Raw genomic sequence first — 18,866 nt, 5'->3', positions numbered from 1 at the left:
CCGGTGCTGTTCGGCCAGATGCACGTGGCCCCCGTCGTCACGCGTTTCGTGCGGCGCCACCCTCAGGTGCATTGCCGCGTGATGCTGATGGACCGGGTGGTGAACCTGCTGGAAGAAGGGGTCGACGTCGGCATCCGCATCGCGCACCTGGAAGACTCCAGCCTGGTCGCCCTGCCGCTGGGCGAGATCCGCCGCGTGATCGTGGCGCAGCCCCGCTTTCCTGCGGGAACACGGCCGCCCGCAGCACCCCAACGACCTGCTCAAGGCCAACTGCGTGCGCCTGGTGGGCTACGCACCCCATCGGGGGCGTTTCCAGGAAGGCAGCAAGACCTTCAAACTCACCGTCGGTGGCAACCTGGAGTTCAATCACATTGCCCCGGCGGTGCAGGCCTGCGCGGACGGCGCGGGTTTCGGCCAGTTCCTCTCCTACCAGGTGGCGCCCTTGCTGCAATCCGGCGCGCTGGAAACCGTGCTGGACGACTTCGCGGACGCGCCGCGCCCGATCCACGTCGTCTACCCCCATGCCCGCCTGTTGCCCACGCGCACGCGGGCTTTCATCGATTTCATCCGACAGGAACTCAAAGGCTTCGAGCCCGGACACCCCCCACCATGAGCACTTCCTCTTTCGACTTTGACCTCTTCGTGATCGGCGGCGGCAGCGGCGGCGTGCGCGCCGCCCGCATGGCCGCGCAGCGCGGCGCGCGCGTGGCGCTGGCCGAAATGCTGGGCACCGACGGCCTGGGCGGCACCTGCGTGAACGTGGGCTGCATCCCCAAGAAGCTCTACAGCTACGCGGCGCACTATGCCGAAGCCTTCGAGGAATCGCACGGCTTCGGCTGGGAGCTGGACAAGCCCCGTTTCAACTGGGCCACGCTCAAGGCCAACCGCGCCAAAGAGATCAGCCGCCTCAACGGCATCTACGGCAACCTGCTGACCGGCTCGGGCGTGACCGTGTTCGATGCCTTCGCGCGCATCGACGGCCCACAGGCCGTGGTGCTCAAGCTCCATGGCGAGGCCGGCGAAAAACGCGTGACGGCGAAGCACATCCTCATCGCCACGGGCGGCAAACCCAGCGTGCCCGACATCGAAGGCCGCGAGCACGTCATCGACTCCAACGCCATCTTCGACCTCGAGCCCTTTCCCCAGCGCCTGCTGATCGTGGGCGGTGGCTACATCGCCAGCGAGTTCGCCTCCATCTTCAACGGCCTGGGCGCGAAGGTGACCCAGCTCTACCGGGGCGAGCAGATCCTGCGCGGCTTCGACGACGAGATCCGCCACTTCGTGGCGAACGAGATGATCAAGTCGGGCGTGGACCTGCGGCTGGGCGCGGACGTGGCCGCCATCGTGAAGACCCCCGACGGCCTGCAGGTGAAGCTCCAGGGCGGCGGCGAGGTGATGGCCGATGCCGTGCTGTACGCCACCGGCCGCGTGCCCACGGTAGGGGGCCTGGGCCTGGACGCGGTGGGCGTGGCCCAGGGCAAGGGCGGCGAGGTCATCGTCGACGAGCAGTACCGCACCAACGTGCCCTCCATCTTCGCCGTGGGCGACGTCACCAGCCGCCTCCAGCTCACCCCCGTGGCGCTGGGCGAGGCCATGGTGGTGGTGGACCAGCTCTTCGGCCCCGCCGCGGGCAAGCCGCCGCGCAGCATGGCCTACGACTTCGTTCCCACCGCCGTCTTCACCCACCCCAGCATCGGCACCGTGGGCCTGAGCGAGGCGGACGCGCGCAAGCGGCATGGCGACGTGACCATCTTTCGCAGCGAGTTCAAGGCGCTCAAGCACACGCTCTCGGGCAGCAGCGAGCGCACGCTCATGAAGCTGGTGGTGGACACGAAAAGCGACCGCGTGGTGGGCCTGCACATGGTGGGCGCCGAAGCGGGCGAGATCGTGCAGGGTTTTGCGGTGGCGCTCAAGGCCGGCGCCACCAAGGCGGTGTTCGACAGCACCATCGGCATTCACCCGACGGCGGCGGAAGAGTTCGTGACCATGCGCGAACCCGTCAAGGCCTGAACAGGCTCAGCGAAGCACGGCCAGCAAGGCCATGCACACGGCGGTGTGCGCCAGCAACCCGGGCACCAGCCACGCCGCGTAGCGAGCCCCGCCGCTCAGGACGGCGGTGACGCTCTTGCTCAGGGCGTGCACGCCCAGTGCCAGCATCACCGCCCACGGCACGCCCTCCGCAGGCGGCCCGCCGGACGCGAAGACCGCCGCCAGCGCCGAGTGCAGGTCGACGAGCGAGGCGAGCAAGGTCCCGGCCAACACGCCGGCCTCGCCCAGCCAGAGGTCCAGCGCATGCACCAGGACCTGGATGCCCGCGAGCAAGGCCGCAATGGCAATGGCGCCCCAAAGGCTGAACATCCGATCGCCCTGCGGCCCTCCCAGGCCCTCGGTGTGCGGCGACGACCCCATCGCGCCGCCCATTTCCATGGGCGCCCCGCGCACCAGCCACCCGCCCCACAAGGCGGCCAGCAGCGCGCCCGCCAACGCCGGCAACCACAAACCCGGGAGCCAGGTCGGGCGGACCGCCACCGCCACCAGCAACATCTGCAGCAAGGTGGGCACACACGACAACAAGCCCCCACCGGCCATCAGACGGGCCTCGCCGCCCTGCTGGCGCACGCCCATGCCCAGCGTGGCGATGGTCGCCGTGCTGGAGACAAAGCCGGAGGCGAAGGCCGAGAACGCCACCGCCTGCCGCGCCTGCAGCAGCCGCCGGCACAGGTGGGCCAGCGACTGGACCGCCAGCAGCAGCGCCAACAACTGCACGATGGTGGCCGGATTGAGCACCGGCCCCCACAAGGGCCGGTTCGGCATCAGCGGCAGCGCCACGAGCACCAGCGCGGCCAGCACGATGCCGTCGCGAATCTCCGCCGGGCGCAGCCACTCGGTCACGAAATGGTGCAGCCGCTCGCGCGCGGCCAGCAGCGCCGTCAGCCCGGCGGCCATGGCGGCCGCCAGCGGCAGTTGCCAGACGCACACCACGCCGATCAGGTAGGTCAGCAGCAGCGCCACTTCGGTGGTCGCACCCGGGTCCTCGGACCGGTCGCGCGCATAGGCCACCACACCCAGCGCCGCCACGAACGCCGCGCCGATCAGCACCAGACCCGTGTGCCCCAGGAGCGCGGCCAGCGCGCCGCTCACACACACCAGCGCGAAAGTGCGCAGGCCGGCAAAGGCCCGCGCCGGGCCCTCGCCCTTGCGGCGCTCGCGCTCGACACCGATCAGCAACCCGCAGCCCAGCGCGGCCGCCAGCGGGGCGGCGGCGGTGGTCCATTCGGGCAGGGTGATGGGCAACATGCGGTTTTCCTCCAGTTTCGGCCGTCCTGCGGTGCCAGGCAACGGCGCGCCACAATAGCGCATGCAAAAAACACCTGCCTACACCGCACCGCTCGTTTTCAAGGACCCGGCCGAGGCGCTGGCCCAGGTGCAGCGCATCTACCAGGACAACGTGGAATTCCTGCGCCAGGCCATGCGCGATTTCGTCGCCGGCGGCGATTTCACGCAGACCCATGTGCGGGCGTGTTACCCCTACGTGCGCTTGCACACCCACAGCGTGCTGCGCCAGGACAGCACCATCGGCCAGCCGCTGAGCCGCCTGAGCTATGGCTTCGTGGCCGGCCCCGGGCGCTACGAAACCACCCTGACCCGGCCCGACCTGTACAGCGACTACTACCTGGAGCAGTTCCGCCTGCTGCTGGCGCAACCACGGCGGTGAGCTGGAGGTGGGTACCAGCACGCAGCCCATCCCCATCCACTTCTCGTTCGCCGAACACGACCACGTGGAAGGCAGCATGGACGTGATGCGCCGCGCGCTCATGCGCGACGTGTTCGACCTGCCCGACCTCACCGCCATGGACGACGGCATCGCCAACGGCACGCACGAGCCCCGCGCAGGCGAGGCGCACCCGCTCTCGCTGTTCACCGCGCCCCGGGTGGACTATTCGCTGCAGCGCCTGCGCCACTACACCGGCACCGCGCCCGAGTGGTTCCAGAACTTCGTGATGTTCACCAACTACCAGTTCTACATCGACGAGTTCATCAAGCTCGGCCGCGCCGAGATGTCCGACCCCGACAGCGAGTACGTGGCCTTCGTCGAACCGGGCAACGTGGTGATGCGCCGCACCGGCCTGGCCGCCGAGAACGGCGACGAACTCGGCAGCGCACCGCCGCGCCTGCCGCAGATGCCGGGCTACCACCTGCTGCGCGAAGACCGCAGCGGCATCACCATGGTCAACATCGGCGTGGGCCCGGCCAACGCCAAGACCATCACCGACCACATCGCCGTGCTGCGCCCGCATGCCTGGCTCATGCTCGGCCACTGCGCCGGCCTGCGCACCAGCCAGCAGCTGGGCGACTACGTGCTGGCCCACGCCTACGTGCGCGAAGACCACGTGCTGGACGAAGAGCTCCCGCTGTGGGTGCCGATCCCCGCGCTGGCGGAGATCCAGCTCGCGCTCGAAGCCGCCGTGGCCGACGTGACCGGCGTGCCGCCGGCCGAGCTCAAGCGCATCATGCGCACCGGCACCGTTGCGCAGCACCGACAACCGCAACTGGGAGCTGCTGCCCGACAACATGCCGCAACGCCGCTTCTCGCAGTCGCGCGCGGTGGCGCTGGACATGGAGAGCGCCACCATCGCGGCCAATGGCTTCCGCTTCCGCGTGCCCTACGGCACCCTGCTGTGCGTGAGCGACAAGCCGCTGCACGGCGAGATCAAGCTGCCCGGCATGGCCAACCACTTCTACCGCGAGCGCGTGGACCAGCACCTGCGCATCGGCATCCGCGCCATCGACATCCTGCGCGCCGGCGGCACGGACCAGCTGCACAGCCGCAAGCTGCGCAGCTTCGCGGAAGTCGCGTTCCAGTGAGCCGGGGCGCCGGCCTCAGCCCCGGCCGGCGCGCACCAGCTCCACGGTTTCCTTGCGGTCGGTGCTGCCCAACCGCTCCAGCGTGAAGCGCACGACCCGCATCAGGTCCGGCGAATACCACAACGTGGCCTGGTAACGAAGGTTCGACATCGCGACGCGGTGCACGGGCAGGCGGGAGGCCCACCCCCGGACGTCGATGCGCACCGCGTTGTACTCACTCTCGCCCATGCGGAGCGTTTGAGAGAGAGACGCTACAGCCGTGACGTCGAACGTCGTGGTGTCGCCTCCCTTCGTGGTCGAAAAATTGAAGGTCTGCACCCCGTTGAGCACCTTGCCACCCGGCGCCCAGCCGCCAGGCGGTGTCACCAGATCGAGTTCCAGCAGCGCGGGCGACGAAGAATCCAGCACGAGGCCGGTTTCATCCTCCACCCGACCGCCCCCGTTGAAAACGACGCGAGCGCCGTCCACGCGATCCACCTTCAGGCTGACCGTGCTCTTGAGCTGGGTCTGCGCGTCCGTCACCACATACTCGAACCAGTCGCCTACCCGCCGCTGCGCCGTCGGCTGCAGGCCCGCCGAAGGCGCGGCTACCGGTGCCGCCGCCACCCGGGCGGCGTTGGCGGCGGCACGCCGTTCGAGCAGCTCGCGCCCTCGCTCAGGTAACTCGGTGATGCGGTAGGCGGGCACGGCGAGGTTGATGTTCTGCGCCTCGCGCCGCATGAGCGTGGTGATGCCGATCAACCGGCCTTCGGTATCGAACAGGCCACCGCCACTGGACCCGGGCGAAATGGGCGCGGTGGTCTGCACGAACAGCAACTGCCCCTGCTCGTCGCGGCGCAGGCCGGACAGCAAGCCATCGCTCAGCGTGGCCTCCAGGCCCTGCGGCGTTCCGATCGCATAGACGCGCGCGCCCACCCGCAAGGTGTCCCTGGGCGCAAGCTCGATGGCCGGAGCCTGGAAGTTATCCACCCGGATCTGGCACAGGTCGTTCTCCGGGTCGGGAAACTCCAGCTTGCCGCCGTAGCTCACGTTGTCCTTCGCGACCTGGAAGCGGGTCATGCGCGCCAGCACATGGCAATTGGTGACCAGACGCCCAGGGCCGATCACCACCGCACTGCCCTGAGACTGGTTGCGCCCCTGGGCATCGGAGGCCACCACCGTCCAGACGCTGGGCGCCACCTTGGCGAACAGGGCATCGGGCTCAAGCGCCAACGCGGGAGCGCTTGCGGCGGCTCCCACCACCAGGACCCAGGCGCGCCAGCTCATCGTGCGGCTCCGGCAGGCGACGGTGGCAACAAGGCCTCCAAGTCAGCCATCGTCACGCGTGCCCGGGGCTTGGGGCTGGAGGCCACCGGTGGGGAGGTCTCCGTGGTTGGCGCCCGCACCGCGCCGGGCGGTGCCGTCGGCGCCATTCCGACGCCGGTGTAGCGCAAGGGCGACAGCGCCGACAAGGCCACCGCCTCGGGCTGGAGGTTCAACTGCACCCGACCGACCAGCACGCCAAACGTGATGCTGGACGCCACATACACGGTCTGGCCCGCTTCGATGTCGAACTCCAGCCGCGCCTCGTTCTCGGTCTGCGAGCTCGCCAGATGGCGGCCAGGGTGCGTGTCCACGTAGAAGAATCCGCCAGGCTGTGACTTGCCAACGACTTGGTTGTCCAGCCGTATTTCCGGCTGCATGGCCGCGCCCACCATCGAGTCGGTGCGGTAGAAGAACACACGGCAACCGTTGTCCTTCAAAGGCGGTATGGAGCTGGTCACCGCCAGATAACTGTGCCCATCCGCAGCGCAGCCCGACAACAGCGCCACCGCCAGCAAGACCAATGCGCTCGCCCACCCACGAACTCCGCCCATCATCGCCCCTCATTGCATGATTGGCGCCAATGCTAACCGTTTGTAACAAGACGAAATCCTGGGACTTTCACCAGCCAGCGTGGTGCAGGCGCCGCACGCGGCAGGCCGCGTTTCGGGTTTAAGCTGCGCCGACCCGCCCACCGGAAAACCCCATCGCGCACCACCCGACGCAAGTTCCTCCTCGGCACCCTCGCCGCCAGCGGTGCGCTGGTGCTGGGCTGGTCGGTGCTGCCGCCGCGCCAGCGGCTCACCACGGCGCAGCCGCTGCCGGTGGGCGCGAACGAGGCGGCCCTCAATGGCTGGGTGAAGATCGATGCGGACGGCGGCGTCACCGTGATGCTGGCCAAGAGCGAGATGGGCCAGGGCGTTGCGCACCTCGCTGTGCATGCTGCTGGCCGACGAGCTGGACGCCGACTGGTCGCGCGTGCGCTTCGAGGCCTCGCCCATCGACAAGATCTACAACAACATCGCCACCGTGGTCGACGGCTTGCCGGTGCACCCGGACACCGAGAGTCGGGTGCTGGACGCGGCGCGCTGGATGGCGGCCAAGGCCATGCGCGAGATCGGCGTGATGATGACCGGCGGCTCGTCGAGCGTGAAGGACCTGTGGCTGCCGATGCGCGAGGCCGGGGCTTCGGCGCGCGAGATGCTGGTGAGCGCCGCGGCCCGGCAATGGAACACCGAGCCCGGCCACTGCCGCACCGAGAACGGCGAGGTGCTCGGCCCCGCCGGGCAGCGCGCGGGCTACGGCAGCCTGGCCGGCGCGGCCGCGCAGCAGCGCCTGCCGCGCTCGCCCACGCTCAAGACGCCCGCCCAGTTCAAGCTGATCGGCCGGCCCACGAACCGCATCGAGGCCGCGAGCAAGACCGATGGCAGCGCGCGCTTCGGCATCGACGCGCGGCCCGAAGGCCTGCTGCACGCGAGCGTGCAGATGTGCCGCACCCTGCGCGGCCGCGCCACCCGCTTCGACGCGGCCGCCGCCCAGGCCATGCCGGGCGTGCGCACGGTGGTCCCGTTCGAGCCCCGCCACGGTGGCACCGGCGGCGTGGCCGTGATCGCCGACCACCCCTGGCGCGCCAAGCAGGCGGCCGAGGCGCTGAAGATCGAATGGGACGCGGGCGAACTCGCGAACTTCCAGAGCGCCGACGCGATGGAGCAGCTCGCGCGCACGCTGGACACCGAAAAAGGGTTTGCCTTCTTCACCGAAGGCGACGTGGACGCGGCCATGGCCGGCGCGGTGCGCGCCATCGAGGCGGAGTACCGCGCGCCCTACCTCGCGCACGCCACCATGGAGCCCATGAACTGCACGGTGCGCTTCGACGGCGACCGCGCCACGGTCTGGGTCTCGACCCAGGTGCCCGGCCTGGCGCGCAAGGCCGCCGCCGACGCACTCGGCCTGCCCGCCGAGGCGGTGACGGTGCACGTGATGCTGCTGGGCGGCGGCTTCGGCCGGCGGCTGGAGGTGGACTTCATCGCCCAGGCCGCCTCCATCGCCAAGGCCGTGCCCGGCGCGCCGGTGCAGACGCTGTGGTCGCGCGAGCAGGACCTGCGCCACGACATCTACCGCCCGGCCTGCGTCTCGCGCTTCAAGGCCGGCTTCGATGCCCAGGGGCAGCTCGTGGCCTGGCAGAACACCAGCGCGGGCCAGGCCATCGTGCCGCAGGTGCTGGGCCGCCTGTTCGGCCTGCCCGGCGGCGGGCCGGACAAGACCACCTCGGAAGGCGCGTTCGACCAGCCCTACGAATGGCCGGCCGCGCGCATCGCGCACGCCGCCGTCGCCCTGCCCTTGCAGGTGGGTTTCTGGCGCTCGGTAGGCCATTCGCACCAGGCTTTCTTCAAGGAAAGCTTCGTCGACGAGGCCGCGCACGCCGCCGGCACCGACCCGCTGGTCTTTCGCGAACGGCTGCTGCAGCGCCATCCCCGGCACCTCGCGGTGCTGCAGGCGGCGGCCCAGGCCGGCGGCTGGGGCACGGCTTCGCCGCCCGCGCCCGACGGCGCCAAGACCGCGCGCGGCATCGCCTTGCACGAGTCCTTCGGCTCCATCGTCGCGCAGGTGGCCGAGGTCTCGCTGGCCGCCGACAAAACCATCCGCGTGCACCGCGTGTGGTGCGCCGTCGACTGCGGCACGGCGGTCAACCCGACCGGCATCGCGCAACAGATGGAGAGCGCCATCGTCTACGGCCTCTCGGCGGCCCTGTACGGCCAGGTGGACATCGTCAACGGCCAGGTGCAGGCCAGCAACTTCCACGACCAGCCGGTGCTGCGTTTCCACGAGATGACGGCGGTCGAGGTGCTGATCGTCCCGAGCAGCGCGCCGCCCGAAGGCGTGGGCGAGCCTGGCCTGCCGCCGATCGCCCCGGCGGTGGCGAACGCGCTGTTCGCGCTGACCGGCCAGCGCCACCGCAGCCTGCCGCTCAGGTCAGCTTGACCGCGCGCCCGATGTAGAGGATCGGCCCGGTCGGGCGGCCGGTGGGCGAGCCGTTGTAGGGCTCCAGCGTGATCTCGAACAGCTGGTTGGGCACCAGCGGCGGCAGCTGGTCGAGCTTCACTTCCAGCGGCTGGCCCGGTTGCACCAGGCCCAGCGAGACCGGCGCGTTCCAGTCGTCGGCCTTGGTCCAGAACTGCAGCGAGCGCTGCTCGGGCACGGCCGTGGTGCCCAGTGGCACCAGCCGCAAGCTGTTGGCGCCGCTGGTCTGCACCACCCAGCCCGGGGCCGTGCCGTTGGGCGCGACCAGCACCACCATGTATTGAGGCGCGGCCGGCGCGAACAGGCCGGTGGACGGCAGCAGCGCGACCACCGACGCGGCCACGAAACCGGTGGCGGCCACCGCGCGCCAGAAGCCCAGGCTGCTCCACCAGGTCTGCCAGGCGCTGGCCTTGGCCGCTGCGCGTGGGGGGGCGATGGCGCGTTCGATGCGCGTCCACAGCGCGGGCGAGGGCTCCACCGCCTCGACCAAGGCGGTCAGCGGCAGCAGCCGGCCTTCCCAGCCGTCGACCGCGTCGCGCAAGGCGGCATCGGTGGGCAAGCGCGCCTGCACCTCGCGCCGCTGCCCCGCCGAGAGCGTGCCCAGCACGTAGGCCGCAGCCAGTTCGTCGATCGGATCAAGGGCGGTCATGCCAGGCACTCCCGCAACGACGCCAGCCCGCGGCGGATCCAGGCCTTCACCGAGCCCAGCGGCGCGCCCAGGCGCTCGGCGATCTCGCTGTGGCTGCAACCGTCCAGGTACGCGTAGAGCACGCAGTTGCGCTTGGGCGTGTCCAGGCGCGCCAGGCAGTCGTCGAGCCGGCCGAGGTCGGCGCGCAGCGCGAAGGCCTCGGCCATGTCGGGCGCGGCGGGCGGGTCCTCGGCCTGCAGCGCGTCCATCTGCGCCTCGTCGGCCGACACGGTGCGCGCACCCGAGCGCACGGCATCGAGGGCGCGGTGGCGCACGATGCCGTACATCCACCCCCGGCCCGCGCCACGGCGGGCGTCGAAAGTGGCGGCGCGGGTCCAGATGTTCATGAAAGCGTCGTGCAACACGTCTTCAGCAGTGGCGCGGTCGCGCACGATGCGCAGCGCCACCCCCAGCAGGTAACGGCCTTCGTGCTCGTACAGGCGGCGCAGGGCCGCACGATCGCCCCGCGCACAGGCGGCCAGGGCGGCATCGTGGTCGAAAGCGTCGGGGTCGGATGGGGGCAAGGGCGGTGCTCGCGAAAGTGCGGGGCTGCCGGCCATCCTAGCCGACGGCAGCCCCGCCCGCTCAGGATGCCTTGTAGAAGATGTAGTCGGCCTGGTACTGCACGACCTGCTTGGCGCCCACGTTGGCGGCACCGCAGGCGGAGGTCGGTGCGATGCCGCCCTTGGTCGCCACGCGCTGGGTGTAGGTCACGCCATTCAGGGCGCCCATGCCCATGGCGGGGTTGGCCTTCACAAGCTGCAGGGGGATGTTCGCGTCGCCGTTGGGCGCCACGGCGACCTGGGTGGCGGTGAACTTGGAGCCGTCCATGGCTTCCCAGGTGGCGGGCGGGCCGTAGTACTTGCCGACCTGCTTGCCGCTGCGGTCCAGCAGCTTGGCGTCGGGGCCGCCGAACACCCATTCGTGCTGGCCAGGCATGTTGGCCTTGACCTTGCACTCGTAGGTGATCTGGCCGACGCCCACGGTTTCCCAGGCGACCTTGTGGCCGGCCGGCACCTTCACGGCGTCGGGCAGGCTGGCCTGCGAATACATCATGGCGGGCGAGCCCATGTGGGAAGCGCAGGCGGTCATGGCAAGCACCGCTGCGGCGGCCAGGGTGGATTTGAACAGCATGGCAAAACTCCTCGGGGTTGGGGTTGTGGGCAGCAGCGCAAAAAACGGCGCCACTGCTTCCACTACTCGCCAACCGGCGTTTTGGATGCAGCCGGATGCAAAAAAAACTTCGGGCCGGGGTTCAGGCCTTGCGCGGCCGGACCTTCGAGGCCGCCAGCTTGGCCTGGGTGCGGGCGCGCTCCACGTCGGCGTCGAACGCCAGCGCCACGCCCATGCGGCGCTTGGTGAAGCTCTCGGGCTTGCCGAACAGGCGCAGCTCGGTCTGCGGCACCTGCAGGGCCTCGTCCACGCCGTCGAAGGCGATGCCCGTGGCCTCGACGCCGCCGTAGATGACGGCGCTGGCACCCGGGCTCTTGAGCGTGGTGGAGACCGGCAGGCCCAGGATGGCGCGCGCGTGCAGCTCGAACTCGTTCTGCCACTGGGTGATCATGGTGACCATGCCGGTGTCGTGCGGGCGCGGGCTGACCTCGCTGAACCAGACCTGGTCGCCCTTGACGAACAGCTCCACGCCGAACAGGCCCTGGCCGCCGAGGTCGTCGGTCACGGCCTGGGCGATGCGGCGCGACTCGGCCAGCGCCTTGGGCGTCATGGGGTGCGGCTGCCAGCTCTCCACGTAGTCGCCGCTCACCTGCACGTGGCCGATCGGATCGCAGAAGTGCGTCTCGATGCCGCCGTCGGCGCCGCGCGCGCGCACGGTGAGCTGGGTGATCTCGTAGTCGAAGTCGATGAAGCCTTCCACGATGATGCGGCCCGGGCCGACGCGCCCGCCCGACATCGCGCAGTCCCACGCGGTCTTCACGTCGGCGGGGCCGTCGATCTTGCTCTGGCCCTTGCCGCTGCTGCTCATCACCGGCTTGACGATGCAGGGGTAGCCGATGCCGCCGTCGATGGCGGCCTGCAGCTCGTCGAGCGAATCGCAGAACTTGTAGGGGCTGGTGGGCAGGCCCAGGGTCTCGGCGGCCAGGCGGCGGATGCCTTCGCGGTCCATGGTCAGGCGCGCGGCTCGGGCGGTGGGGGATCACGCGCACCACGCCAGCGGCTTCGAGCTCCTGCAGCATGGGCGTGGCGATGGCTTCGATCTCGGGCACCACCAGGTGCGGGCGCTCGGCCTCGATCAGCGCCTTGAGCTGCGCCGGGTCGCTCATGGTGATGGTGCGCGCGTGGTGCGCCACCTGCTGGCCCGGGGCATTCTCGTAGCGGTCCACCGCGATGGTCTCCACGCCCAGGCGCTGCAGCGCGATCAGCACCTCCTTGCCGAGCTCGCCCGAACCCAGCAGCATGACCCGGGTGGCCGAAGGAGACAAAGGGGTGCCCAGCGTGGTCATGTGAAGCTCCGGAAGAAAGAAAGGGAAATGTTCAGAGGGACTGGCCCATGGCCTCGCCCAGGCGCACGGCGTTGCCGGGTGCCCAGTCGGGGTTGAAGGCGATCGTGTCGCGCGGCCACAGCAGCACCACGGTGGAGCCGAGCAGGAAGCGGCCCATTTCCTCGCCGCGCTGCAGGTGCAGCGGCTGGTCGTTGTAGGACCACTCGCGCACCGTGCCCGGGCGCGGCGGGTTCACCACGCCGTGCCAGGTGGTGGCGGTGCTGCCCACGATGGTCGCGCCCACCAGCACCTGCACGAAGGGCACGGTGGTCTCGCCCACCTGCAGGTCGAACACGCACACCACGCGCTCGTTGCGCGCGAACAGGCCGGGCACGCCCTGGGCCGTGGCCGGGTTGACCGAGAACAGGTCGCCCGGCACGTGGATCATGCGGCGCAGCGTGGCCGCAGCCGGCATGTGGATGCGGTGGTAGTCGCGCGGGCTGAGGTAGATGGTGGCGAAGGCGCCGTCGTCGAACAGCGCGGCCAGGGCGGCGTCACCGCCCACCAGCGCGCGCGTGCTGTAGGTGTGGCCCTTGGCCTGGTAGATCTGGTCGCGCGCGATCGCGCCGAACTGGCTGATGGCGCCATCCACCGGACAGACGAAGGCCGCATCGGCCAGCGGGCGGGCATCGGCGCGCAGCGCGCGGGTGAAGAACTGATTGAAGCTGGCGTAGGCCTGTGGGTCGGGGTTCGCGGCCTCCGCCATGTTCACGCCGTACTTGCGGATGAAGCGGCGGATGATCCACTGCGTGATGCCCCCCCAGCGGCCGTTCGCCACCCAGCCCCCAAACACAGTGAGTGCGCGCTTCGGGAAAACGTATTGCAGGGCAACGGCGAATGACATGGGTGGGCAGGACGGTGGCGGGGACAAGACCCTGGCGGGCAGCCCCGCATTGTAGGGGCCGGCCCCAGGCGCTACGGTGCGAGCGGGCACAATGCCGGCACATGAAAGACGCCCTGTTCGAATGCCAACACCTCGTCAAACGCTATGGCGACAGCACCGTGGTGAACGACCTGAGTTTTGCCATCGGCCCCGGTGAATGCCTGGGCGTGATCGGGCCCAACGGCGCCGGCAAGACCACCACCATCCGCATGTGCCTGGGCCTGACCGCGCCCGACGCCGGCACCATCACCGCCTTCGGCCAGGACATGCCGCGCGACGCGTTGGCCATCAAGGCCCAGCTCGGCGTGGTGAGCCAGATGGACACCCTGGACCCGGACTTCGACTGCGCCGAGAACCTGCTGGTGTACGGCCGCTACTTCGGGCTGCCGGCGGCCACCGTCCGCGAACGCATCCCTAAGCTGCTGGAGTTCGCCGCGCTCTCGCACAAGGCCAACGCCAAGCCGGGCGAACTCTCGGGTGGCATGAAACGGCGCCTCTCGCTGGCGCGCGCGCTGGTCAACGACCCGCGCCTGCTGATGCTCGACGAGCCCACCACCGGCCTGGACCCACAGGCGCGCCACCTGATGTGGGAGCGCCTGCAGATGCTGCTGCAGCAAGGCAAGAGCATCCTGCTGACCACGCACTTCATGGACGAGGCCGAGCGCCTGTGCTCGCGCCTGCTGGTGCTGGACCACGGCCGCAAGATCGCCGAAGGCCGGCCGCGCGAGCTGATCGCGCAGCACCTGGAGCCCGACGTGGTGGAGGTCTACGGCAACGGCGCGCTGGCGCTGGCCCATGACGAAGGCCACGCCGCGCTGCGCGCCCTCGCCGCACGCGTGGAGGTGAGCGGCGAGACCGTGTTCTTCTACACCGCCCAGGCCCTGCCGCTGCTGGCCGCGCTCGGCGAGCACCACCACCTGCGCACCCTGCACCGGCCCGCCAACCTGGAAGACCTCTTTCTCAAACTCACGGGTCGCCAGATCCGCGAGGACGGCTGACCCATGAGCACCACCCACACCCCCTCCCCCTGGTCCCCACCGCGCCTGTCCATGCGCTGGTGGCCCGTCTTCCTGCGCAACCTGCTGGTCTGGCGCAAGCTCGCCATCCCCAGCCTGGTGGGCAACATCGCCGAGCCGCTGATGTGGCTGGTCGCCTTCGGCTACGGCATGGGCGCGCTGGTGGGCCAGGTCAACCTGGGCACGCCGCAAGGCGGCAGCGTGGCCGTGCCCTACATCCTGTTCCTGGCCAGCGGCAGCATCTGCATGAGCGCGATGAACGCGGCCAGCTTCGAGGCGCTGTACTCGGCCTTCTCGCGCATGCACGTGCAGAAGACCTGGGACGGCATCATGAACGCGCCGGTGAGCCTGGACGACGTGGTGCTGGCGGAAATGCTGTGGGCGGGCTTCAAGGCCCTGTTCACGGTGACGGCCATCCTGGGCGTGATGCTCGCGCTGGGCATCAGCCATTCCCCCAAGCTGCTGCTGGCCTGGCCGGTGCTGCTGGGGGTGGGTATCACGTTCTCGTGCATCGCCCTGGTGTTCAACGCCCTGGCCAAGGGCTATGACTTCTTCACCTACTACTTCACCCTGTTCCTGACCCCCATGATGTTTCTCTCGGGGGTGTTCTTTCCGCGCGAGCAGTTGCCCGGGGTGGTGCGGCAGATCTCGGACTGGCTGCCACTGACCAATGCGGTGGAGCTGGTGCGGCCCCTGTTCATGGACCAGTGGCCCACGCAGGCCTGGCTGCACGGCGGGGTGCTGCTCGCCTACACGGTAGGCGCCTTCTGGCTCGCCCTCGCGCTCACGCGCAAAAGGTTTGCCAAGTAGACCTCAGTGGACGGCGCGCAGCGCAGGCTGGGCGTCGCTGTACAGCTCGCTGCCGGTGTCGATGAAGTCTTCGGCTTCGATCACGGCGTCGAACTCGCGGGCGGCGGTGTCGAAGATCTTGGGAATCAGGGGCTTGTCCAGCGGGCGGCAGATGCGGCTGCGGATGCCGCGCAGGTTGGCGCTGGTCTCCATGGCGCTGATCACGGCTTCCGGATCGAGCATCAGGACGAAGGGGTTGAGGCGGGTGGCGGTGGTGGACATGGGGGGCTCCCTGGGGTGGGTTTGAACGGTGACAAATGGGCTGTCGATGAAACAAACTGTACCGGCGCCCCCCTGGAACGTTAAGTCGGCGCCCCGCCATTCGCGCTGTAGGAACTTCGCTGACAGAGCGTGCGTTGTCCCTACAGGCGGTTCGTGAACTGCATCACGAACGGGGGCCGCGCAGCGCCTCCACGCTGGCGCGCACCACCGACTGCACGCTGCCACTTTCCTTGAACTGGTTGCGCAGGTAGGTCGCGTGGTTGCCCACACGGCCGGCCGTGCGCTCGATCTCGTCCAGCGCCGCGAGCGAATTCAGCGCCACGCCATGGGGCGTGAGGTGGCGCAGCGTGGCGAGGATGTCCTCGCGGATGCTGATCTGCTCGCGCGTCTTGGGGTTGACCATCATGCCGTCCAGGCCGAAGCGGCAGGCCTGGAAACGGTTGTAGGTGTAGACCAGGTAATCGTCTTCTTCCGGCGGCAGCTCGCGCCGCTCCAGCAGGTGGCGGCACAGCGCCTGCAGGTAACACGCCAGCCCCGCCGCGCGCTCCACCGTCAGGGGCGTGTCGCACACGCGCAGTTCGATGGTGCCGTACTCGGGCTTGGGCCGGATGTCCCAGTAGAAGTCCTTCATGGATTTGACCACGCCCGTGCTCTCCATCTTGGTGAAGTAGACGTTGGTGAACTCCTCCCAGCTCAGCACGAAGGGCGCGCGCCCACTGAGCGGGAAGGCGAACACCGAGTTCAGGCGCGCCGAATCGAACAGCGTGTCCACGCCCTGCGAGAACGGCGACGAGGCCGACAGCGCGATGAAGTGCGGCACGTAGCGGTTGAGCGAGTGCAGCAGGAACAGCGCCTCGTCGGCGCTGGCGCAGCCGATGTGCACGTGCTGGCCGAACACGGTGAACTGCTTGGCGAGGTAACCGTACAGGCCCGAAAGCTGCTCGAAGCGCGGCTTGGAGAAGATGCGCTGCTCGAACCAGCGCTGGAACGGGTGCGTGCCGCCGCCCGAGAGCTCGATGTTGAGCCGGTCGCCCGCGCTCACCAGGGTGTCGCGGATCTGCTGCAGCTGCGCGAGCAGGGGGCCGTGTTCGCGCTGCACGTCGGTCGCGATCTCGATCATGCTCTGCGTCATTTCGGGCGTGACCACGCCCGGGAACGGCTTGCGCCGCAGCAGCTCCAGCAGGTCGTTGGCGCTGCTGGACAGATCGAGGTCGTAGGTGTTGACGAGCTGCAGTTCGAGCTCGACGCCCATGGTCAGCGAGTCGGAGGATTTGAAGGCTTCCAAAGGCATGGCTCAACCTTTCGTGACGTGGGTTTCATGCGCGGCCAGCAGCGCGCGCTGCGTGACCACCGGGCCGAGCAATTCCTGCAGCAGCATCATGCCGGCCATGACCGAGAGCACCTCCACCGCGGGCGCGAAACCATACAGGCGGCTCTGCTCGATCAGCAGGATGGCGAAGGCCGACATGGGCGTGAGCGCCAGGCCGGTGAGCAGGCCCTTGCGCTCGGTGATGCCCGAGAGCCGCGCGGCCACCAGGTTGCAGCCGACCTTGGAGGCCGTGCGCACGAGGATGAGCAGCAGGCCCAGCAGCATGCCGGTGCCCACGTCGGCCCAGTCGAGCAGCGAGGCGATGTAGACGAAGAGGAAGATCGACAGCAGGTCGCCGGCGGTGCCGAAGTCGCGCTGCGCGTTGGTCAGGTGCACGCGGCGCTCGCGCGCCACGATGCCGAAGGTGAGCGCGGCCAGCAGCGGCGAGAGCTTGAGGCCATAGGCCGCGGTGGTGAGCAGCAGCACCGACAGCGCGAACACCACGGTGACACCGCGCTCGTGCGTGTTGCGCAGGCGCAGCAGCCAGGGCACGGCCACGCCGAGCAGGCCCCCCACGGCCACCGAGGTGCCCACCTGGTGGATGCTGCCGAAGGCCGCAAGCACGAGGTCGCCCGAGGTGCTGAGGTACCAGTAACCCACCACCAGCTTGAGCGCGAGCACCGAGATCATGCAGTTGATGGCGCACAGGTGCAGCACGCGCTCGGTCACCTGGCCGGCGCTGCGCAGCTCGTTGGCCACGCGCACGATGCCGGCCGGCGAGGCCGAGATCGACAGCGCCGCGATGATGAGGCGCAGGTCCGTGGCGAGGTCGAACCAGCCAGTGACCCAGTACATCACCGCGAAGGTGACGATGGACTCGACCACGCCGAGCACCAGCACCCAGGGGTTGTGGCGGAACCAGCGCAGGTTGATGCGGTAGCCCAGCTCGAACAGCACCAGCGAGAGCGCCACGTTGGCCAGGAAGGGCAGGCCCGGCACGTCGGTGGTCAGGCCGGGCAGGTTGACCAGCCCGCCGACCAGCCCCACCGCCACGTAGCTGGTGACGCGCGGGATGTGCCAGACCTCGTGCGCGCGCTCGGCAATGAACCAGGCGAGCAGCAACACCAGGGGCCAGGCAATGGACTGGAGCAGAAAACTGTAATCGGTAAGCATGGGTAAAAACTCCTCGGCGAGAGTTTGATGAACGAATGCCGCCACGCGTGTAGGACACGCGCTGAAAACATCAAGACGTCCGGCCATCAGCGAAAGCTGAACGGAGCGCCGCGAACACGGCAACAGGGATGCCTGGTGAGAAGGCGAGAAGCGGTCAAGCCGCGAAACGCTGCGTGAGCTCTTGCAGGTGAAGCTCGTCGAGCACCTGCTGCAAACGCTGCCTGGCGCGCTCCTGCGTGCCATGGCGGTCCGAGCCCATTCTACGGGCCAGAATCAATTCGTTCTTGAGCGAGTGTTCCCACCCCACCAGCTCGGTGACGGTCACGCTGTAACCCTGGGCTTCGAGCTGCAGGCAGCGCAGCACGTTGGTGATCTGGCTGCCGAACTCGCGCGTGTGCAGCGGGTGGCGCCAGAGCTCGGCCAGCGGTGTGCGCGACAGGCTCAGCGCCTTGTGCTTGCGCATCACGCCGGCCACCTCGGCCTGGCAGCACGGCACCAGCACCATGTGGCTGGCCTGCTTGGCCAGGCCGAACTGGATCGCGTCGTCGGTCGCGGTGTCGCAGGCGTGCAGCGCGGTCACCACATCGACCGTGGGCGGCAGCGCCGGGTGGGTGAGCGCCTGTTGCACGGTGGTGGCGAGAAAGTCCATGCGCTCGAAGCCCAGGCGCGCGGCCAGGGCCTGCGATTTCTCCACCAGCTCGGCGCGGGTTTCCACGCCGGTCACGCGGCCCACCGGCTTGTCCTTGAAGAACAGGTCGTACAGGATGAAGCCGAGGTAGGACTTGCCCGCGCCGTGGTCGGCCAACGTCACGTCGCCGCGCGCGGCCAGCACCTCGGCCAGCAGGGGCTCGATGAACTGCACGAGGTGATACACCTGTTTGAGCTTGCGCCGCGTATCCTGGTTGAGCTTGCCCTCGCGCGTGAGGATGTGCAGTTCCTGGAGCAGCGCGACGGACTGGCCGGGCCGCAGTTCGGGCAGCTGCTCTTGCAGCGTGGGCGTGGGCCGCGCATTCGCCTTGTGTTTCGACATGCGCCGATC

14 protein-coding genes and 4 pseudogenes are annotated in these 18,866 nt (G+C 69.3%); 6 read left to right on the top strand and 12 right to left on the bottom strand.

What is annotated here, in order from left to right:
- Positions 1-18: 18 nt before the first annotated feature.
- Positions 19-613: pseudogene (locus tag ACFJGX_RS08530) on the top strand (LysR substrate-binding domain-containing protein).
- Positions 610-2,010, top strand: coding sequence for a glutathione-disulfide reductase (gene gorA / locus ACFJGX_RS08525; RefSeq protein ID WP_382321972.1), 1,401 nt, complete (start codon positions 610-612; stop codon positions 2,008-2,010). The pseudogene ACFJGX_RS08530 and the gene gorA overlap by 4 nt, the downstream one beginning before the upstream one ends.
- Before the next feature lie 6 nt (positions 2,011-2,016).
- Here gorA and ACFJGX_RS08520 read toward each other — a convergent pair whose 3' ends face one another.
- A complete protein-coding gene (locus ACFJGX_RS08520; protein ID WP_382328198.1) occupies positions 2,017-3,297 on the bottom strand; it encodes an MgtC/SapB family protein in 1,281 nt (426 codons plus the stop codon).
- Between the two features lie 61 nt (positions 3,298-3,358).
- On the opposite strand from ACFJGX_RS08520, the pseudogene ACFJGX_RS08515 reads away from it, so the two are divergent.
- Positions 3,359-4,866: pseudogene (locus ACFJGX_RS08515) on the top strand (AMP nucleosidase).
- 15 nt (positions 4,867-4,881) lie between these two features.
- Here ACFJGX_RS08515 and ACFJGX_RS08510 read toward each other — a convergent pair.
- Together ACFJGX_RS08510 and ACFJGX_RS08505 are read right to left on the bottom strand one after the other, a co-directional pair.
- Positions 4,882-6,132, bottom strand: a complete 1,251-nt coding sequence (locus ACFJGX_RS08510) for a S1C family serine protease (RefSeq protein WP_382321976.1) — start codon at positions 6,130-6,132, stop codon at positions 4,882-4,884.
- The gene (locus tag ACFJGX_RS08505; protein WP_382325741.1) at positions 6,129-6,677 is read right to left on the bottom strand and encodes a DUF2846 domain-containing protein; all 549 of its coding nucleotides are present in this window, start codon (positions 6,675-6,677) and stop codon (positions 6,129-6,131) included. Before ACFJGX_RS08505 ends, ACFJGX_RS08510 begins: the two co-directional genes overlap by 4 nt.
- 168 nt (positions 6,678-6,845) lie before the next feature.
- Between ACFJGX_RS08505 and ACFJGX_RS08500 the strand changes: the two are divergent.
- Positions 6,846-9,150: pseudogene (locus ACFJGX_RS08500) on the top strand (molybdopterin cofactor-binding domain-containing protein).
- Here ACFJGX_RS08500 and ACFJGX_RS08495 read toward each other — a convergent pair.
- From ACFJGX_RS08495 to asd, 5 genes and pseudogenes are all read right to left on the bottom strand, one after another.
- Positions 9,137-9,838 carry an anti-sigma factor domain-containing protein gene (locus ACFJGX_RS08495; RefSeq protein ID WP_382321978.1) on the bottom strand — a complete coding sequence of 234 codons (702 nt, stop codon included), beginning with the start codon at positions 9,836-9,838 and terminating at the stop codon, positions 9,137-9,139. The pseudogene ACFJGX_RS08500 and the gene ACFJGX_RS08495 sit on opposite strands and share 14 nt — an antisense overlap.
- Positions 9,835-10,437 carry a sigma-70 family RNA polymerase sigma factor gene (locus tag ACFJGX_RS08490; protein WP_382321980.1) on the bottom strand — a complete coding sequence of 201 codons (603 nt, stop codon included), beginning with the start codon at positions 10,435-10,437 and terminating at the stop codon, positions 9,835-9,837. The genes ACFJGX_RS08495 and ACFJGX_RS08490 overlap by 4 nt, the downstream gene beginning before the upstream one ends.
- A gap of 25 nt (positions 10,438-10,462) precedes the next feature.
- Positions 10,463-11,011: a DUF3455 domain-containing protein gene (locus ACFJGX_RS08485; RefSeq protein ID WP_382321982.1), complete on the bottom strand. Its 549-nt coding sequence runs from the start codon at positions 11,009-11,011 to the stop codon at positions 10,463-10,465.
- Positions 11,012-11,132: 121 nt separating this feature from the next.
- Positions 11,133-12,336: pseudogene (gene purT / locus ACFJGX_RS08480) on the bottom strand (formate-dependent phosphoribosylglycinamide formyltransferase).
- Positions 12,337-12,367: 31 nt separating this feature from the next.
- Entirely contained in the window at positions 12,368-13,219 is an 852-nt protein-coding gene (gene asd / locus ACFJGX_RS08475; protein WP_382328196.1) for an archaetidylserine decarboxylase, read from the bottom strand.
- Positions 13,220-13,320: 101 nt separating this feature from the next.
- Here asd and ACFJGX_RS08470 point away from each other — a divergent pair, with 101 nt between their 5' ends.
- Together ACFJGX_RS08470 and ACFJGX_RS08465 are read left to right on the top strand one after the other, a co-directional pair.
- Positions 13,321-14,256 carry an ATP-binding cassette domain-containing protein gene (locus ACFJGX_RS08470; protein ID WP_382321986.1) on the top strand — a complete coding sequence of 312 codons (936 nt, stop codon included), beginning with the start codon at positions 13,321-13,323 and terminating at the stop codon, positions 14,254-14,256.
- Between the two features lie 3 nt (positions 14,257-14,259).
- On the top strand, positions 14,260-15,084 hold the full coding sequence (locus ACFJGX_RS08465; protein ID WP_382321988.1) for an ABC transporter permease: 825 nt from the start codon (positions 14,260-14,262) through the stop codon (positions 15,082-15,084).
- Positions 15,085-15,087: 3 nt separating this feature from the next.
- Here ACFJGX_RS08465 and ACFJGX_RS08460 read toward each other — a convergent pair whose 3' ends face one another.
- From ACFJGX_RS08460 to ACFJGX_RS08445, 4 genes are all read right to left on the bottom strand, one after another.
- Positions 15,088-15,345 (bottom strand): hypothetical protein, encoded by a 258-nt coding sequence (locus ACFJGX_RS08460; protein WP_382154047.1) that lies wholly within the window; start codon positions 15,343-15,345, stop codon positions 15,088-15,090.
- A 163-nt stretch (positions 15,346-15,508) separates the two neighbouring features.
- On the bottom strand, positions 15,509-16,636 hold the full coding sequence (locus ACFJGX_RS08455; RefSeq protein WP_291121182.1) for a YbdK family carboxylate-amine ligase: 1,128 nt from the start codon (positions 16,634-16,636) through the stop codon (positions 15,509-15,511).
- A 3-nt stretch (positions 16,637-16,639) separates the two neighbouring features.
- Entirely contained in the window at positions 16,640-17,827 is a 1,188-nt protein-coding gene (locus ACFJGX_RS08450) for a cation:proton antiporter (protein WP_382321990.1), read from the bottom strand.
- Positions 17,828-17,981: 154 nt separating this feature from the next.
- Positions 17,982-18,857, bottom strand: a complete 876-nt coding sequence (locus tag ACFJGX_RS08445; RefSeq protein WP_382154041.1) for a class I SAM-dependent methyltransferase — start codon at positions 18,855-18,857, stop codon at positions 17,982-17,984.
- Between the last annotated feature and the right edge of the window lie 9 nt (positions 18,858-18,866).

The sequence above is a fragment of the Hydrogenophaga sp. UC242_50 genome, assembly GCF_042697355.1.
Taxonomy (GTDB): domain Bacteria; phylum Pseudomonadota; class Gammaproteobacteria; order Burkholderiales; family Burkholderiaceae_C; genus Hydrogenophaga.
This window is presented reverse-complemented; position numbering and strand designations above follow the sequence as displayed.

Excerpts from the sequence above, each read along its gene's own strand:
- gorA (WP_382321972.1), top strand. The coding sequence starts at position 610 with ATGAGCACTTCCTCTTTCGACTTTGACCTCTTCGTGATCGGCGGCGGC.
- ACFJGX_RS08520 (WP_382328198.1), bottom strand. The coding sequence starts at position 3,297 with ATGTTGCCCATCACCCTGCCCGAATGGACCACCGCCGCCGCCCCGCTG.
- ACFJGX_RS08510 (WP_382321976.1), bottom strand. The coding sequence starts at position 6,132 with ATGAGCTGGCGCGCCTGGGTCCTGGTGGTGGGAGCCGCCGCAAGCGCT.
- ACFJGX_RS08495 (WP_382321978.1), bottom strand. The coding sequence starts at position 9,838 with ATGACCGCCCTTGATCCGATCGACGAACTGGCTGCGGCCTACGTGCTG.
- ACFJGX_RS08490 (WP_382321980.1), bottom strand. The coding sequence starts at position 10,437 with ATGGCCGGCAGCCCCGCACTTTCGCGAGCACCGCCCTTGCCCCCATCC.
- ACFJGX_RS08485 (WP_382321982.1), bottom strand. The coding sequence starts at position 11,011 with ATGCTGTTCAAATCCACCCTGGCCGCCGCAGCGGTGCTTGCCATGACC.
- asd (WP_382328196.1), bottom strand. The coding sequence starts at position 13,219 with ATGTCATTCGCCGTTGCCCTGCAATACGTTTTCCCGAAGCGCGCACTC.
- ACFJGX_RS08470 (WP_382321986.1), top strand. The coding sequence starts at position 13,321 with ATGAAAGACGCCCTGTTCGAATGCCAACACCTCGTCAAACGCTATGGC.
- ACFJGX_RS08465 (WP_382321988.1), top strand. The coding sequence starts at position 14,260 with ATGAGCACCACCCACACCCCCTCCCCCTGGTCCCCACCGCGCCTGTCC.
- ACFJGX_RS08460 (WP_382154047.1), bottom strand. The coding sequence starts at position 15,345 with ATGTCCACCACCGCCACCCGCCTCAACCCCTTCGTCCTGATGCTCGAT.
- ACFJGX_RS08455 (WP_291121182.1), bottom strand. The coding sequence starts at position 16,636 with ATGCCTTTGGAAGCCTTCAAATCCTCCGACTCGCTGACCATGGGCGTC.
- ACFJGX_RS08450 (WP_382321990.1), bottom strand. The coding sequence starts at position 17,827 with ATGCTTACCGATTACAGTTTTCTGCTCCAGTCCATTGCCTGGCCCCTG.
- ACFJGX_RS08445 (WP_382154041.1), bottom strand. The coding sequence starts at position 18,857 with ATGTCGAAACACAAGGCGAATGCGCGGCCCACGCCCACGCTGCAAGAG.